Genomic DNA, 13,640 nt, shown 5'->3' with positions numbered 1-13,640 from the left:
AGGCTGTACCAAGGCATGTCAGCAGGCCTAAAACGCGTTTTTTTTCACAATTTACGCAGCTTTTACGGGTTTTTTTATCACCGTTTGTTTTCCGCGAAAGCCCCTTAAACCGGGGCCTACAGGCAAATCGAACGGCAAAATACACGGACACACCGGGCAAAGAGCACCTACAGGGGGCTCCCAAGCCGAACATTTCGACTATGATAGCTCGGTGTGCCCAGTTGGCCTGAGCAGCACAGCACTACTGAAAATATATGTTTCTTGGAGATACACCATGTCTAATCGCCAAACCGGCACCGTAAAATGGTTCAACGATGAAAAAGGCTTCGGCTTCATCACTCCTCAAGGTGGCGGTGACGACCTGTTCGTACACTTCAAAGCTATTGAAAGCGACGGTTTCAAAAGCCTGAAAGAAGGCCAAACCGTTTCCTTCGTGGCTGAGAAAGGCCAAAAGGGTATGCAAGCTGCACAAGTTCGCCCTGAGTAAGTTTTCAGCGAGCTAAAAAAACCCCGTCCATGTGACGGGGTTTTTTATGCGCGGGCAAAAAGCCTAACCCTCAACCACAGTTAACCCGAGTAACCACCAGGCCGGCATCGGTATTGAGGTTCAGGCGGTCGGAGCGGTACTCCAGAGTAATCATGTCATTAGGCTTGAGGAAACGCGCATATTGCGCTCCTGCGCGAGTACGGGCCTGCTCCAGCAGTTCGGGAGAAGCCTTCTTGCCGACGGCAAATTCGGCAGCTGTTGCTTCACAACGCGTGTGCCCGGATTCAGAGGCCACAGGTTCCTTTGTCGACCCGGTGGTGCTGCATCCACTGAGGACAACAGCGGCCAACAAGGTTCCGAATGAAGCGAGCTTCCAAGGCATGAAGCCTCCTTTTCAAAATTAAGCAGAGATCGTGCGACAGCCGATTTGGCTTTTGGTTTCAAAACAAAATGGCCTTTTGCCCTATGTCACGGACAGCGAGTAAGTCTGCCTGAGGCATCGCGACACTTTCACAGGACAATCGTCACTGAATATGAACAGTACTCAATAGATATCGATGTAGTCGAACGCCGGTTTCGGCCAGTTCTGCTTGAGTGCATTGAAGATCTGCATTACCCAAACCTCATCACTGGCCGCCACGTTACCGACATAGCCGGATCCGGCGGCCCAGGTTTCCAGGCGAAACAACAAACCCTCGATGTCGACACCTCCCACCACTCCCGAAGAGATGTAGGCAATCCCGGTCCTGGTGACACGCAACTGGGTATGCACGTTGTCACTGGCCGAAGCCAGAAGCTGGCGCACCGCCTCCAGGGTCAGGGCATCAGGCTGATTCAAATCGATTTGCACAGAAGCTTCCTTGAGCGCAGGAAAAGCGCCAGTGTCGCATAGCCCCCGCTTGATGCCTAAGTCGGAGTGCCAAACGCCCGGCAACATGGTTAACTCTGCGACGCAGCAAACACCCGCCCAGGCCCGGCCCTGGCGCCCGCCTTATCCGAATTCGTGAGACTTTCATGGCCACCGTGAGTATCGACGCCGACATCAAAGCCAAATGGCCCCAGGGCCAGTGCTCCTACAGCCCAGGGAGCCCGGAAGAGTTGGCGATCATTGGCATAGACCTGCTGGTCAAGGAGCTGGGAACCCAATCCGCCTGGGCGTTCATTGAGCAGGTTTTCGAGAAGTACCCTGCTGATCACCCAGGCGCACAGGACCCGGAACGGGAATAGAACCCCGCAGGCAGGAGCCTGCGGGGGCGCTGCTTACTTGAGGCGAGCCAGACGCTCGGTGAGCAAGTCGAAAAAGCCCTGAGCATCACCGTTCTCAACCCAGAACACGTTCTTTTCCTGCTTCAGGCCGTCGTACCAGTCGACGATGGTCTGGCCGAACGTCGGCCCTTCACGACTGTCGACAACCATGTTGGCCTGACGCCCGCTGAACAGCTCAGGCTTGAGCAGATAGGCGATCACCGTCGCATCATGCACCGGGCCGCCGGGAATACCGTAGTGCTCCATGTCGCCCTTGACGTACTCATTGAGGATATCCCCAACCACCTTGCTGGCATTGTTGTTCAAGGCGGCGATCTTCTGCAGTCGCGCCTCGCTGGTCAGCACCTTGTGGGTGACGTCCAGTGGCAGGTAGGTCAGCTTGACGCCACTCTTGAGCACCACTTCGGCCGCTTGAGGATCGGCGAACAGGTTGAACTCTGCCACCGGGGTGATATTGCCGCCATTGAAGTGCGCGCCCCCCATGACCACCACTTCCTTGATGCCCTGGGTAATATCCGGCGCCTGGATCAATGCCAGTGCCAGGTTGGTTTGCGGCCCCAACATGGCAATGGTGATGCTGTGGGGCTTGGCCGCCCGCAATGTATCGATCAGATAGTTGACCGCATTGCCCTTGGCCAGCGGCGCCTTGGGCTCATGCACAGTCACCCCGGAAATGCCTTCCTTGCCGTGAATATTCTCGGCATAGATCGGCGTGCGCAGCAGCGGTTTTGGCGCCCCGGCGTAGACCGGTACTTCATCGCGACCAGCCCACTCACGGGCCAGGCGCGCATTGCGCGAGGTCTTGTCCAAGCGTACGTTGCCCGCCACCGTGGTCAAGGCACGAATATGCAGCTCCTCGGGCGATGCCAGGGCGAACAACAGAGCCACCACATCGTCGGCCCCCGGGTCGGTGTCGATGATCAGATCGATTTTTTCCGCCGCCTGAGCGCCGGTAGCAGTGAGTAGAGACAAGAGCAGCAGACTCCGGAACCAGTGTTGAAACAGCAGAGCATAGCGGTGCATGGCGCACTCCTTGTGCAAGGTAAGGAAAAGCCGGACAGCGGCCTAGAAGGTCACCCCGGCAACCAGGGCGATGTTGCAATACGGCTGGCACTCTCCCGTGCGAATCACTGCACGAGCCTGGCGACTGAGCACCTTGAAATCTTCGTGACTCATCAGTCTGCGCGCCCCGAGCTCGCCACTGAGGTTAAGCACGTCCAGCCCCAGTAAAGGCTGCGGCCGCTTGAGCAGAATTTCCTCGGCCAGCACGTGACTCTCCACCTGCATCTCGCTGAGCAGCACCTTGAGCGTGCCGAGAAAATCGGGCACGCCGTGGGTCAGGGCCAGATCGATCAATTCGACGCCAGGAGGCACCGGCAGACCGGCATCACCGATCACCACGATGTCGCCGTGGCCCAAAGAGGCAATCAAGCGTGACAGGGCAATATTGAGCAAAGGTGTCTTTTTCATGAAGGGACAAAGGCCTGTACGTCGGACAGTGTGGGAATGGAAGGTTGTGCCCCGGCGCGCGTCACCGAAAGCGCCGCAGCGACCTGACCAAAGCGGATCGCCTCGGCCTCGCTCTTGCCGGCAGCCAGGGCGGCGGCAAAACCACCGACGAAGGTATCCCCCGCGGCCGTGGTGTCGATGGCCTTGACCTTGGGTGCCGGAAAATGCTCGAAACTGCGGCCATTGGCAAACAGCGAACCTTGTGCCCCCAGGGTGATGATGACCTTGCCGGCACCGGCGGCGATCAAGCGACCGGCCGCAGCTTCGGCGCTCTCCAGCGAGTCCACCGCCACACCACTGAGGGAGGACGCCTCGCTTTCATTGGGAATCAGGTAGTCGATCGAGCCGTACCACTGCTCCGGCAGCGGGCCGCTGGCCGGCGCCGGATTGAGAATCACCGTCTTGCCCAGCTCACGCCCGCGCTTGAGGGTGTACCCCACCGTTGCCAGGGGCACTTCCAACTGACAGATGATCACGTCGGCCTCCTGCAACACCCGATCAAACCCCGCAACCTTCTCGGGGCTGAGCAGGCCGTTGCCACCGGCGACGATGACAATTGCATTCTGGCTACTGTCATCCACCACGATCAGGGCCACGCCGCTGGAGCCCTCTACCGCGCTCACCGCCTGGCAATCGATCTGCTCGGCGAGCAAGGCACTGCGCAATTGCTCGCCATAGGCATCATCGCCAACACAGCCGACCATCGACACCTGCGCCCCCAGCCTGGCGGCCGCCACTGCCTGATTGGCTCCCTTGCCACCGGACACCGTCGCAAAGGATTTGCCAATCAGCGTCTCGCCTCCTCGCGGCAAGCGCTCGGCCCGGGTCACCAGATCCATATTGAGGCTTCCCACTACCACTACTTTTGCTGGCATACATCGATACTCAATCATTTGGATTCAGCGGTACTCGGCAAATGCGCTACTGAGCGGCGCTGTCGATTCCCGCAAGACAATATTCGGCGTAACGATGCGCTGGTCGACCGGCAACTCCCGCGCAGCGATCCGGCGCAGCAGCAACTCTGCCGCGGTCTCCCCCAGTTGCAGGATCGACTGACCCACCGTGGTCAGCGCCGGGTAGACATAACGGCTCATGAGAATGTCGTCGAAGCCGATCACCGAGAGCTCACTGGGCACACGGATATTGCGCTCCGCCGCGGCCCGCAACACACCGATGCCCATCATGTCGTTAGCGGCGAAAATGGCGCTTGGCGGGCGACTCTCAAGCAACTGCGCCGCAGCCCGATAACCACCAGTGCTGCTGAAGTCACTTTCCAGGATGCGCCCTGCTGACACCTCGACACCGGCTTCCTGCAACGCCTGGCGAAACCCCGCCAGACGCATCTGCGCCACGCTGGTGTTGGCCGGCCCGCCGATACAGGCGATGTCCCGGTGCCCCAGCTCCAGAAGGTGCCGGGTCGCCAGGTAGGCACCGTAATGGTGGTCGATACGCACCAGATCGGCGTCCACCCCTTCCAGCCCACGGTCGACAATCACCATCGGCGTGCGCACCCCGGCCAGGCCCTGGGCCAGACCACTGTCGCCACCAGCGGATGTCACAATCAGCCCGTCGATGCGCTTTTCCAGAAGCACACGCAGATAGTTGCGCTGCTTGTCTGGGTTATCGTCGGAGTTGCAGAGGATCACGCAGTAACCGTTGCGCTCGCAGTAGTCCTCAATCCCTCGTGCCAGTTCGGCGAAGTAGGGGTTGAGACTGTTGGGCACCAGTAGGCCGATGGTCGCGGTGGTCTTGGCCTTGAGTGAACGGGCCACCGCACTGGGTACATAGTCGAGGCGCTTGATCGCCGCCTCGACCTTGACCCGCACCTCTTCACTGACCGGCCGCGTCTTGTTCAGTACATGGGACACCGTGGTGTAGGAAATCCCCGCCAGCGCTGCCACATCCTTGATTGTTGCCATGAATCAAACCCGCCGATTGGCGCGCTGGCTGCGATAGGTGTCCAGCACCACGGCAATCACAATGACCGCGCCGGTGATGATGCGCTTGGTCGGTTCTGATGCGCCGATTTGCGCCAGGCCTGCAGCCAGCACGGAAATAATCAAGACGCCGAAGAAGGTACTGATCACCGAACCGCGTCCGCCCATCAGGCTGGTGCCGCCAATCACCACCGCAGCGATGACCTGCAACTCCAGACCGGAGCCCGCATTCGGGTCTGCCGCTTCCAGGCGAGAAATTTGAAACAGCGCTGCAATGCCCGCCAACAACCCCATCAGGCTGAACACCAGGATCTTGTAGGGTTTGGGATTGATCCCCGCCAGACGCACCGCCTCTTCGTTGGTACCGATGCCGATCAGGTAGCGGCCGAACACGGTGCGCGTCAGCACCGCCTGGGCCAGGAAGATAATCAGCAGGGCAATGATAAACGACGGCGAAATGCCAAAGGCAATCGGATTCGACAACCAGGCGAAGGCATCACCGATATAAGCCGTGCGCGAGCCGGTCATCTGATAGGCAACGCCCCGGGCCATTTCCAGCACCCCCAGGGACACAATGAACGACGGGATACGCCAGGCCACAGTGATCGAGCCGGTGATGGTTCCCGCCAGCGCTGCACAGGCCATGCCCAGCAATGCCGCAGGTACCACGCTCCAGCCCCAGCCGAGAATCGCCACGCTGACTGTCGAGGCCGCCAGGGCCAGCACCGATCCCACGGACAGATCGATGCCACCGATGATCAGGACGAAGGTCATACCCACCGCCAGCACCATCAGGTCGGGAATCTGGTTGGCCAGGGTGCTGAAGGTGTCATAGGAAAGGAAGTGGCTGCTGAGCAGGGAGAACAGGACGATCATCCCCAACAACGCCCCCGCCAGACCCAGGTAGGTGCCGAGGCCGTAGTAATGGCCGCCTCGCTTGCCGCTTGCAGGTGCAGTTTTCATGATGCATTCCTAGGCGTCGCTTCGCTGAGCAACGCATCTCGTTTTTGATAGCCGGCAAAGGCGGCGGCAAGCAATTCGTCCTGGGTCCAGCTGTCACGCTCGAAGGTGTCGATCAGACGCCCGGCGGAGAGCACGCCGATGCGATCACAGATCAACATCAACTCGCGCAGGTCGCTGGACACCACCACCAGGGCCTTGCCCTGACGGGTCAACTCTCCCAGCAAGCCATAGATATCGAACTTGGCGCCGACATCGATACCGCGAGTGGGCTCGTCGAACAGCAACACCGAGCAGTCGCGCTCCAGCCAACGACCGATCACCACTTTCTGCTGGTTGCCGCCGGACAATTCGGACACCAATTGCGCCGGACTGGAACTGCGAATGCGCATGGCATCGATCTGCCGCCGGGCCAGTTGCTCTTCGTCCTGGCCATTGACCAGGCCGCCACTGGAGATAGCCGGCATGTTGCCCAGGGCGATATTGGCGCTGATGGACTGGGTCAGCAGCAGCCCTTCGCCCTTGCGATCCTCAGTGATCAACGCAATGCCGTTGGCCACCGCATCCACCGGGGAGCGAATGGTCACCGGACGGGCCGGCGTGCCCAGGGCAATGCTGCCGCTGTCGGCGACGTCGGCACCAAAGATCAGCCGCAGCAACTCGGTACGCCCTGCCCCGATCAGGCCGGAGATGCCGAAGATCTCGCCACTGCGCACCTCGAAGGACACATCACAAACCTTGTCCGAGCGACTGAGGTTGCTGACCGTCAGCGCCGGCGCACCGATCTTGCGCTCGCCCAGGTCAATGTGTTCGCCCAGCTCGCGCCCCACCATCAGGTTCACCAACTGTTCGCTGTTGTAGTTGGCCATGGGCTCGACACACACCAGGCAACCGTCACGCAACACAGCAATGCGCTGGGCCACCCGTGCCAACTCTTCCAGGCGATGAGAGATATAGATGATGGACACACCCCGAGCCTGCAGGCGGGTGATCTGCTCGAAGAGCATCTCCACCTCGCGGGAAGTGAGCATGGCCGTCGGCTCATCGAGAATCAGCACATGACAGTCGCCGATCAGGTTGCGGGCGATCTCCACCATCTGCTGGTGACCGATGCCCAATTCACCCACCAGCGTGTCGGGATCGATGGCGTCCAGGCCGACCTGGGCCATGGCCTCGATCGCCGCCTTGCGCAATTGCTTGCGGCTGATCCAGCCACCACTGCTGGGCAGGTTGTCGAGAAACAGGTTCTCGGCCACCGACAGGGTCGGCAGCAGGTTGAGCTCCTGCATGACCATGCGAACCCCCGCCTCTTCCGCCTGGGTCCGGCTACCGGGACGATAGTCCTGGCCATTGAACTGCATGTGGCCGGTGGTGGGGCTGACCAGACCACCGATGATCTTCGACAAGGTGCTCTTGCCGGCGCCGTTCTCACCGGTCAGGGCCAGCACCTCCCCGCGCATCAGCGTCAGATCGATGCCGGTCAATACCGGTTGTGCATAGGTCTTGCCGATACCGCTGACCGAGAGGACAGCGTTCGCAGCGGAAACTGACATAAGAAACTCTCCATGCGCTCGCCCGAACGGGCGAGCGCCGTTGTGCCGCCGGAAGGACTACTTGGTGACCAGCTCAACTGGAGTTTCGATCACACCGTTGGCACCGCTGTCGACTTTCTCGCCCTTGAGGATCTTCAGCGCGGTCTCGATGCCGAACACCGCCTGCTTGGCAGCGAACTGGTCGGCAGTGGCCAGGACCCGGCCATCCTTGAGCATGGGTTTGATGGCGTTGATATTGTCGTAGCCCACTACCTGGACCTTGCCTGCCTTACCGGCGGCCCGCACGGCGGAAACCGCCCCCACTGCCATGCTGTCGTTACCGGCCAGCAATGCCTTGAGATTCGGGTACTCGCTGAGCATCGCCGAGGCCACACGGTTGCCTGCGTTGATTTCCCAGTCGCCGGATTGCAGCGAGACCACCTTGATCTGCGCGGCGTCCATCGCGTCCTTGAAGCCAGCGGTGCGCTGCTGTGCGTTAGTGGTGGTGGAGACCCCTTCGATGATCCCCACTTCGTCGCCGGCCTTCAGTTGCTTGGCCAGGTACTCACCCACCAGGCGAGCCCCCTTGCGGTTGTCCGGCCCCACGAAAGGTACGCTGATGTTCTTGCTTTTCAGCACACCGGGATCGAGTTGGTTGTCGATATTGATCACGGTGATCCCGGCATCCACCGCCTTCTTGATCACTGGCACCATGGCCTTGGAGTCGGCGGGTGCAATCACCAGGGCATTGACCTTGGAGACGATCATTTGCTCAACGATGCGGATCTGGTTGGCGGTATCGGTTTCGTCCTTGATGCCGTTGGACACCAGCTCGAAATCGGCGGAATGCTCTTTCTGATAAGCCTTGGCGCCGTCTTCCATGGTCAGGAAGAACTCGTTGGCCAGGGACTTCATGACCAGGGCGACCTTGGGTTTCTGCGCGGTGTCGGCATGGGCCGAAGAGAGAGGGAGGGCAGCGGATGCAGCAGCCAGAACAGCAACAGCGAGTAGACGTCCAGCGAAGGGCAGCTTCATGAATTCACTCCGATCTTATGATTATTGTGAGCAGCGTCCGCACGGCAGGGTGAGCAGGCCGTCATCAGCAGGGATGGGAGGCCGGTGCCGCACTTTGGAAAGATAGACGATTGTCGTTGTCCAAAGGCCGCGCAAACGTTTGCGTAAAACGAACTATGCGAACCTAGCCAGAGTTTGTCAACGCCGATCAGTGTCTGGAAAAAGCAGACAGACAGGGGGCAAAAACCCCACTGCTGGAGAGGAGAAACCTGTCCGCACCGTAGCGTCGAACAGGCTCAGAGGGTCATGCGGTGGTGTTTACCAGGCCGCCCGAGGAGGAGTCCTTGGCCAGCTCACGGACCAGATTGCCCGATACCTCGGCCAGGGCCCCGTTGGTCTGGGCGATCTGCCCTTGAAGGCCCATCACCACGGTCTGCTTGGCTTCAGGGGTCGGATAGTCGGCGGCCTGGGCGGCAGCCAGTTGCTGTTGCTGCTGCTTGAGCTGCTCCTGCAACTCTTGCATACGCTTGAGCAGCATCTTGACGACGATGCTCTGATTATCTCCACCCGAGTCTGCGGCTTCGGACTTTTCCGCCTGCTTGCCGGAACCCACCCGGAGGGTGTCCGACTCATCGGTGCCCAGCGCCGTGGACGCCTCCTCGGCAGTGGCGTTACTCAACGCATCAATGGTCGCCGGTGACTTGCCATTGATCAAAATCGCTCCTGCGCCAGGAAATCCGACTGACAGAGACATATGAACTCCTGAAAAAAAGATCCTGTCGGGTCATCGACCGTCTCGCGACATTCTTTAATGACCGCCCCTGCCCCTTTTCACCAAACCGCTGACGGGCATTTTCGGATTGCCGAACGCCTAGCCACGCAAACGTTCGGAAACCCGGACACACACCACTCCATCGCCGTCAGAAAAATGAATAAAGTTGATATAAATCAGTAACTTAAAATACTTATCGGACCAAGGTAGCGCTGGTACAGATCCTGCTCAACCCTCACCGCCTCACCGCATACAGATCTGCGATCGGGGTGTTTCTAGATGAACCTGCATCAGCACCGTCTCACTACTAGAGAGAAAATAATGAAATCTGCCTTCAAAACCTTCGTTCCGGGCGCTTTGGCCCTCCTCCTGCTTCTGCCCGCAGCTGTGCAGGCCAAAGAAGCTGAAACCCAACAGAAACTCGCCAACGTTGTGGTCCTTGCTACCGGTGGCACCATCGCCGGCGCCGGCGCCAGTGCCGCGAACAGCGCCACCTACCAAGCAGCCAAAGTCGGCATCGAACAACTGATCGCCGGCATCCCCGAGCTGAGCCAACTGGCCAATGTGCGTGGCGAGCAAGTCATGCAGATCGCTTCGGAAAGCATCACCAACGAAAACCTGCTGCAACTGGGTCGCCGCGTTGCCGAACTGGCCGACAGCAAAGACGTCGATGGCATCGTCATCACCCACGGCACCGACACCCTGGAAGAAACCGCCTACTTCCTCAACCTGGTAGAAAAGACCGACAAGCCGATCGTGGTCGTCGGCTCCATGCGCCCAGGCACCGCCATGTCGGCCGACGGCATGCTCAACCTGTACAACGCAGTAGCCGTAGCCGGCAGCAAGAACGCCCGCGGTAAAGGCGTGCTGGTCACCATGAACGATGAAATCCAGTCCGGTCGCGATGTCAGCAAGATGATCAACATCAAGACCGAAGCCTTCAAGAGCCCATGGGGCCCACTGGGCATGGTAGTGGAAGGCAAATCCTACTGGTTCCGCCTGCCTGCCAAGCGTCACACCATGGATTCGGAATTCGACATCAAGAACATCAAGAGCCTGCCTGACGTAGAAATCGCCTACGGCTACGGCAACGTCAGCGACACCGCTTACAAGGCCCTGGCACAAGGTGGTGCAAAAGCCATCATCCATGCCGGTACCGGCAACGGCTCCGTGTCCTCCCGCGTAGTGCCAGCCTTGCAAGAGCTGCGCAAGAACGGCGTGCAGATCATTCGTTCTTCCCACGTCAATGCTGGCGGCTTCGTACTGCGCAACGCTGAACAGCCTGACGACAAGAACGACTGGGTCGTGGCTCACGACCTGAACCCGCAAAAAGCCCGCATCCTGGCCATGGTCGCTCTGACCAAAACTCAGGACAGCAAAGAACTGCAACGCATGTTCTGGGAATACTGACAGCCCTCCGCTCGACCGACTCCGGTCGAGCAGGCTTCAACCACTCGCCCATCCAGGCGAGTGGTTCCGCCCCCGCCTAACAGCCTCGTCGCGCCCTCCCCCGTAAAAAATCTCCCTCATCCGTGAGACAAATGCGTAAAGCATGGTCAGAGGAACTTCTTGAATCTTAAGCAGTTGCGAAATGTCCTACAGTTAAATACTGTATACACGTACAGCTTATTAAGGATTGTTCCGTGGCCACGACCCAAACGCCCCTCAGCTCCTACGAACGCCTGGGTGTACGCATCCAGAAAATCATCAACTCCCCTACCGCACAGAAAGCCAAGGCAGCCCTGATCTTCCGCCTTGCCGATGAGCCCCAGGACGAGTGGGAACGCCTGCTGGAGGAAATCGCCGAGAACGACAACGTCACCCTCGCCTATCGCGACGATGGTGGCGTGCAAATTTTCTGGGTCGTACCGAAGGAAGACTGAGTTGATGAGTGTCCGTTGTTTTGCCGTACTGCTGTTTTTCGTCACCTTCACCGCCCAAGCCGATGCCCCACGCACCTTCAGCGAAGCCAAGAAAGTCGCCTGGAAACTCTATGCCCCCCAATCAACCGAGTTCTACTGCGGCTGCAAGTACAACGGCAACCGGATAAACCTCGCCGCTTGCGGCTATATACCGCGCAAGAACGCCAAGCGTGCGGAGCGCATCGAATGGGAACACATAGTGCCGGCCTGGCAGATCGGTCATCAGCGCCAATGCTGGCAGCAAGGCGGGCGCAAGAATTGCACCCGTACCGACCCGGTCTATCAGCGGGCCGAAGCGGACTTGCATAACCTGGTACCAAGCATTGGCGAAGTGAATGGCGACCGCAGCAACTTCAGTTTCGGCTGGCTGCCGGAGCAATCCGGGCAATATGGCTCATGCCTGACCCAGGTGGATTTCAAGGCCAAGAAAGTCATGCCCCGCCCCTCGATTCGCGGCATGATCGCCCGCACCTACTTCTACATGAGCAAGCAATACGGTCTGCGCCTGTCGAAACAGGATCGACAGCTCTTCGAAGCCTGGAACAAAACCTATCCGGTGCAGGATTGGGAGCGCCAACGCAATCAGAGCGTGGCCTGTGTGATGGGGCGTGGGAACGAGTTTGTCGGAAGCGTCAACCTCAAGGCCTGCGGCTGACCCAGAGGCGCCCCTTGATGTGGGCGCCTCTCGATAAGGCGGGAGCAGACTTACTTACTGTGCAGCCTGGTGCTCGATAACCGTGACATCGATGTCACGCTTCTTGGCCTTGATGAGTTTCTCGACCACTTCGGTCTTTTTTGCCTCGGCCTCGGCCTGGGACGCAAAAGGCCCGAGCAGCACCCGCTTCTTGCCTTCCACGGTCACCACATTGGACATGATCCCGTGCTCGATCAGCCAACCTGTGAGATCACTGACCGCCAGGGGCAGTTCGCTGCCCACCCACACATCCCACTGCGGCGCGGTAGAAGCCTGAACCGGCTGAACCTGCGTCGTCGCCAAAGCGCTCTTGTTCGCCTCGACTGGCTTGCCTTCACCGCAACCGGCCAACGCCAACACCGCCATCATCATCGCTACTGTGCGCACAACCTACCCCTAGAAAGTCTGAGGCGGCGATTTTAGCACTCAAGACAAAAGAGACCTCGTCACAAAATCAGGCCGAAACAGGAAGAATGATATTTATTGCCTCTGTATAGTTGCGCCTTGGGAATTAATAGATCGTCTGCGCGTCAGAAAGAGGCACCCACTCAGTGGAACTTCGCACTAATCTATACCTAAGACCGACCTCTGCACTGTTTGAATCTGGTGCTCTACAAAGCCATCAAGGAGAAGATCATGCTGATACTCACCCGCAAAGTCGGTGAAAGCATAAACATCGGTGACGACATTACGATCACCATTCTCGGCGTCAGCGGCCAACAGGTCCGCATCGGTATCAACGCGCCAAAAGACGTCGCGGTACACCGCGAGGAAATCTATCAACGCATTCAAGCCGGACTGACCGCCCCGGACAAACGCGAAACCCCATGAATCCAATGAGCACCCGCTCCCTGCCTGTGCCCAACAGCTGGCGCGGCGCGTGCCCTATTTGTCTTGAACCTCTCCTACAGAACACCTGCATGCCCTGACCGGATTGCGGCTATAACAGATTCCCGCCCACTGGATTGTCGTCTAGCACTGACTATGCCCTTTTCTGGCAAGTACCAACCGCGGCCTCCCGGTACGCGGCGCCTCAGCAATACAGGCGTCGCACCCGGGCTCGGCGGTCAGGCGCTGACCGCTGGCTTGAACCCCAGATCCTCAGTGAACCGCAGCAGGTAGCCGTCCGGATCAAGCACCAGCAGGTTCAACTCACCATGCAGTAACTCATCATGCCGGTACCAGCACTCCTGGATTTCCCTGCGCAGGACGATACCGGCATGCGCCAGAGCGGCAGCCATCTGGCGAATGTCCGGGCACTCGATGGACAAGTTCATGCCTCGGCCAAAAGGCGCCTGCAAGGGGCCGACGCGCCACTCTGATTCCTCCTGATCATCCTGCTCCAGCATCAACTGAGCGCCGTTGAAGGAAAGAAAGGCAAAGAAGTGTTCCGGACGCTGATACTCCACCTTGAAACCGAGGGTATCGCGATAAAAAATCAGACTGCGCTCCAAGTCCGTGACCAGCATTTCCGGAACCAGGTTATTCATTTGAAACATGGCAAAAGTCCATTGCTCATTGATCGAGCCGCGAGACTACGCCCAAGC

At 59.1% G+C, this 13,640-nt stretch carries 18 protein-coding genes; 6 read left to right on the top strand and 12 right to left on the bottom strand.

Features of this window, described 5'->3' with window-relative positions; genetic code table 11:
• Positions 1-274 precede the first annotated feature (274 nt).
• Positions 275-487, top strand: a complete 213-nt coding sequence (locus tag Q8O96_RS02445) for a cold-shock protein (RefSeq protein WP_003179963.1) — start codon at positions 275-277, stop codon at positions 485-487.
• Between the two features lie 70 nt (positions 488-557).
• Here the strand turns inward: Q8O96_RS02445 and Q8O96_RS02440 are convergent, their stop codons facing one another.
• Both Q8O96_RS02440 and Q8O96_RS02435 read right to left on the bottom strand, forming a co-directional pair.
• A complete protein-coding gene (locus Q8O96_RS02440; protein WP_102863613.1) occupies positions 558-869 on the bottom strand; it encodes an I78 family peptidase inhibitor in 312 nt (103 codons plus the stop codon).
• A 162-nt stretch (positions 870-1,031) separates the two neighbouring features.
• The gene (locus Q8O96_RS02435; protein ID WP_102863615.1) at positions 1,032-1,337 is read right to left on the bottom strand and encodes a hypothetical protein; all 306 of its coding nucleotides are present in this window, start codon (positions 1,335-1,337) and stop codon (positions 1,032-1,034) included.
• 164 nt (positions 1,338-1,501) lie between these two features.
• On the opposite strand from Q8O96_RS02435, the gene Q8O96_RS02430 reads away from it, so the two are divergent.
• A complete protein-coding gene (locus Q8O96_RS02430; protein ID WP_102882485.1) occupies positions 1,502-1,714 on the top strand; it encodes a hypothetical protein in 213 nt (70 codons plus the stop codon).
• A gap of 33 nt (positions 1,715-1,747) precedes the next feature.
• Here the strand turns inward: Q8O96_RS02430 and Q8O96_RS02425 are convergent, their stop codons facing one another.
• The 8 genes from Q8O96_RS02425 to Q8O96_RS02390 all read right to left on the bottom strand — a co-directional run bounded on the left by Q8O96_RS02425 (position 1,748) and on the right by Q8O96_RS02390 (position 9,459).
• Positions 1,748-2,776: a nucleoside hydrolase gene (locus Q8O96_RS02425; RefSeq protein ID WP_102863619.1), complete on the bottom strand. Its 1,029-nt coding sequence runs from the start codon at positions 2,774-2,776 to the stop codon at positions 1,748-1,750.
• A 42-nt stretch (positions 2,777-2,818) separates the two neighbouring features.
• Positions 2,819-3,223: a D-ribose pyranase gene (rbsD, locus tag Q8O96_RS02420; protein WP_102863620.1), complete on the bottom strand. Its 405-nt coding sequence runs from the start codon at positions 3,221-3,223 to the stop codon at positions 2,819-2,821.
• On the bottom strand, positions 3,220-4,137 hold the full coding sequence (gene rbsK, locus Q8O96_RS02415; RefSeq protein WP_305948280.1) for a ribokinase: 918 nt from the start codon (positions 4,135-4,137) through the stop codon (positions 3,220-3,222). The genes rbsD and rbsK overlap by 4 nt, the downstream gene beginning before the upstream one ends.
• A 24-nt stretch (positions 4,138-4,161) precedes the next feature.
• Positions 4,162-5,181: a LacI family DNA-binding transcriptional regulator gene (locus tag Q8O96_RS02410; RefSeq protein WP_305948279.1), complete on the bottom strand. Its 1,020-nt coding sequence runs from the start codon at positions 5,179-5,181 to the stop codon at positions 4,162-4,164.
• A gap of 3 nt (positions 5,182-5,184) precedes the next feature.
• Positions 5,185-6,162 carry an ABC transporter permease gene (locus Q8O96_RS02405; RefSeq protein WP_102863626.1) on the bottom strand — a complete coding sequence of 326 codons (978 nt, stop codon included), beginning with the start codon at positions 6,160-6,162 and terminating at the stop codon, positions 5,185-5,187.
• Positions 6,159-7,712, bottom strand: a complete 1,554-nt coding sequence (locus Q8O96_RS02400) for a sugar ABC transporter ATP-binding protein (protein WP_115581992.1) — start codon at positions 7,710-7,712, stop codon at positions 6,159-6,161. The genes Q8O96_RS02405 and Q8O96_RS02400 overlap by 4 nt, the downstream gene beginning before the upstream one ends.
• Before the next feature lie 57 nt (positions 7,713-7,769).
• Positions 7,770-8,726 carry a sugar ABC transporter substrate-binding protein gene (locus Q8O96_RS02395; protein WP_102863630.1) on the bottom strand — a complete coding sequence of 319 codons (957 nt, stop codon included), beginning with the start codon at positions 8,724-8,726 and terminating at the stop codon, positions 7,770-7,772.
• A gap of 283 nt (positions 8,727-9,009) precedes the next feature.
• Positions 9,010-9,459, bottom strand: a complete 450-nt coding sequence (locus tag Q8O96_RS02390) for a hypothetical protein (RefSeq protein WP_102863631.1) — start codon at positions 9,457-9,459, stop codon at positions 9,010-9,012.
• Between the two features lie 339 nt (positions 9,460-9,798).
• Between Q8O96_RS02390 and Q8O96_RS02385 the strand changes: the two genes are divergently transcribed.
• From Q8O96_RS02385 to Q8O96_RS02375, 3 genes are all read left to right on the top strand, one after another.
• A complete protein-coding gene (locus Q8O96_RS02385) occupies positions 9,799-10,887 on the top strand; it encodes an asparaginase (RefSeq protein WP_110596810.1) in 1,089 nt (362 codons plus the stop codon).
• A gap of 203 nt (positions 10,888-11,090) precedes the next feature.
• On the top strand, positions 11,091-11,360 hold the full coding sequence (locus Q8O96_RS02380; protein ID WP_102863635.1) for a DUF1654 domain-containing protein: 270 nt from the start codon (positions 11,091-11,093) through the stop codon (positions 11,358-11,360).
• Between the two features lie 4 nt (positions 11,361-11,364).
• Positions 11,365-12,054, top strand: a complete 690-nt coding sequence (locus tag Q8O96_RS02375) for an endonuclease (protein WP_207167351.1) — start codon at positions 11,365-11,367, stop codon at positions 12,052-12,054.
• A gap of 54 nt (positions 12,055-12,108) precedes the next feature.
• Here the strand turns inward: Q8O96_RS02375 and Q8O96_RS02370 are convergent, their stop codons facing one another.
• Complete coding sequence (locus Q8O96_RS02370) at positions 12,109-12,465, bottom strand: penicillin-binding protein activator LpoB (protein WP_102863637.1); 357 nt, start codon at positions 12,463-12,465, stop codon at positions 12,109-12,111.
• Between the two features lie 264 nt (positions 12,466-12,729).
• Between Q8O96_RS02370 and csrA the strand changes: the two genes are divergently transcribed.
• Positions 12,730-12,924, top strand: a complete 195-nt coding sequence (csrA, locus tag Q8O96_RS02365) for a carbon storage regulator CsrA (RefSeq protein WP_007920550.1) — start codon at positions 12,730-12,732, stop codon at positions 12,922-12,924.
• A 236-nt stretch (positions 12,925-13,160) separates the two neighbouring features.
• Here csrA and Q8O96_RS02360 read toward each other — a convergent pair whose 3' ends face one another.
• Complete coding sequence (locus tag Q8O96_RS02360; protein ID WP_102863638.1) at positions 13,161-13,592, bottom strand: VOC family protein; 432 nt, start codon at positions 13,590-13,592, stop codon at positions 13,161-13,163.
• Positions 13,593-13,640: the final 48 nt, after the last annotated feature.

This window comes from Pseudomonas sp. LPH60 (assembly GCF_030718165.1).
Classification (GTDB): domain Bacteria; phylum Pseudomonadota; class Gammaproteobacteria; order Pseudomonadales; family Pseudomonadaceae; genus Aquipseudomonas; species Aquipseudomonas danubii.
The sequence above is the reverse complement of the archived record's forward strand: the minus strand, read 5'-3'. Positions and strand labels throughout refer to the sequence as shown.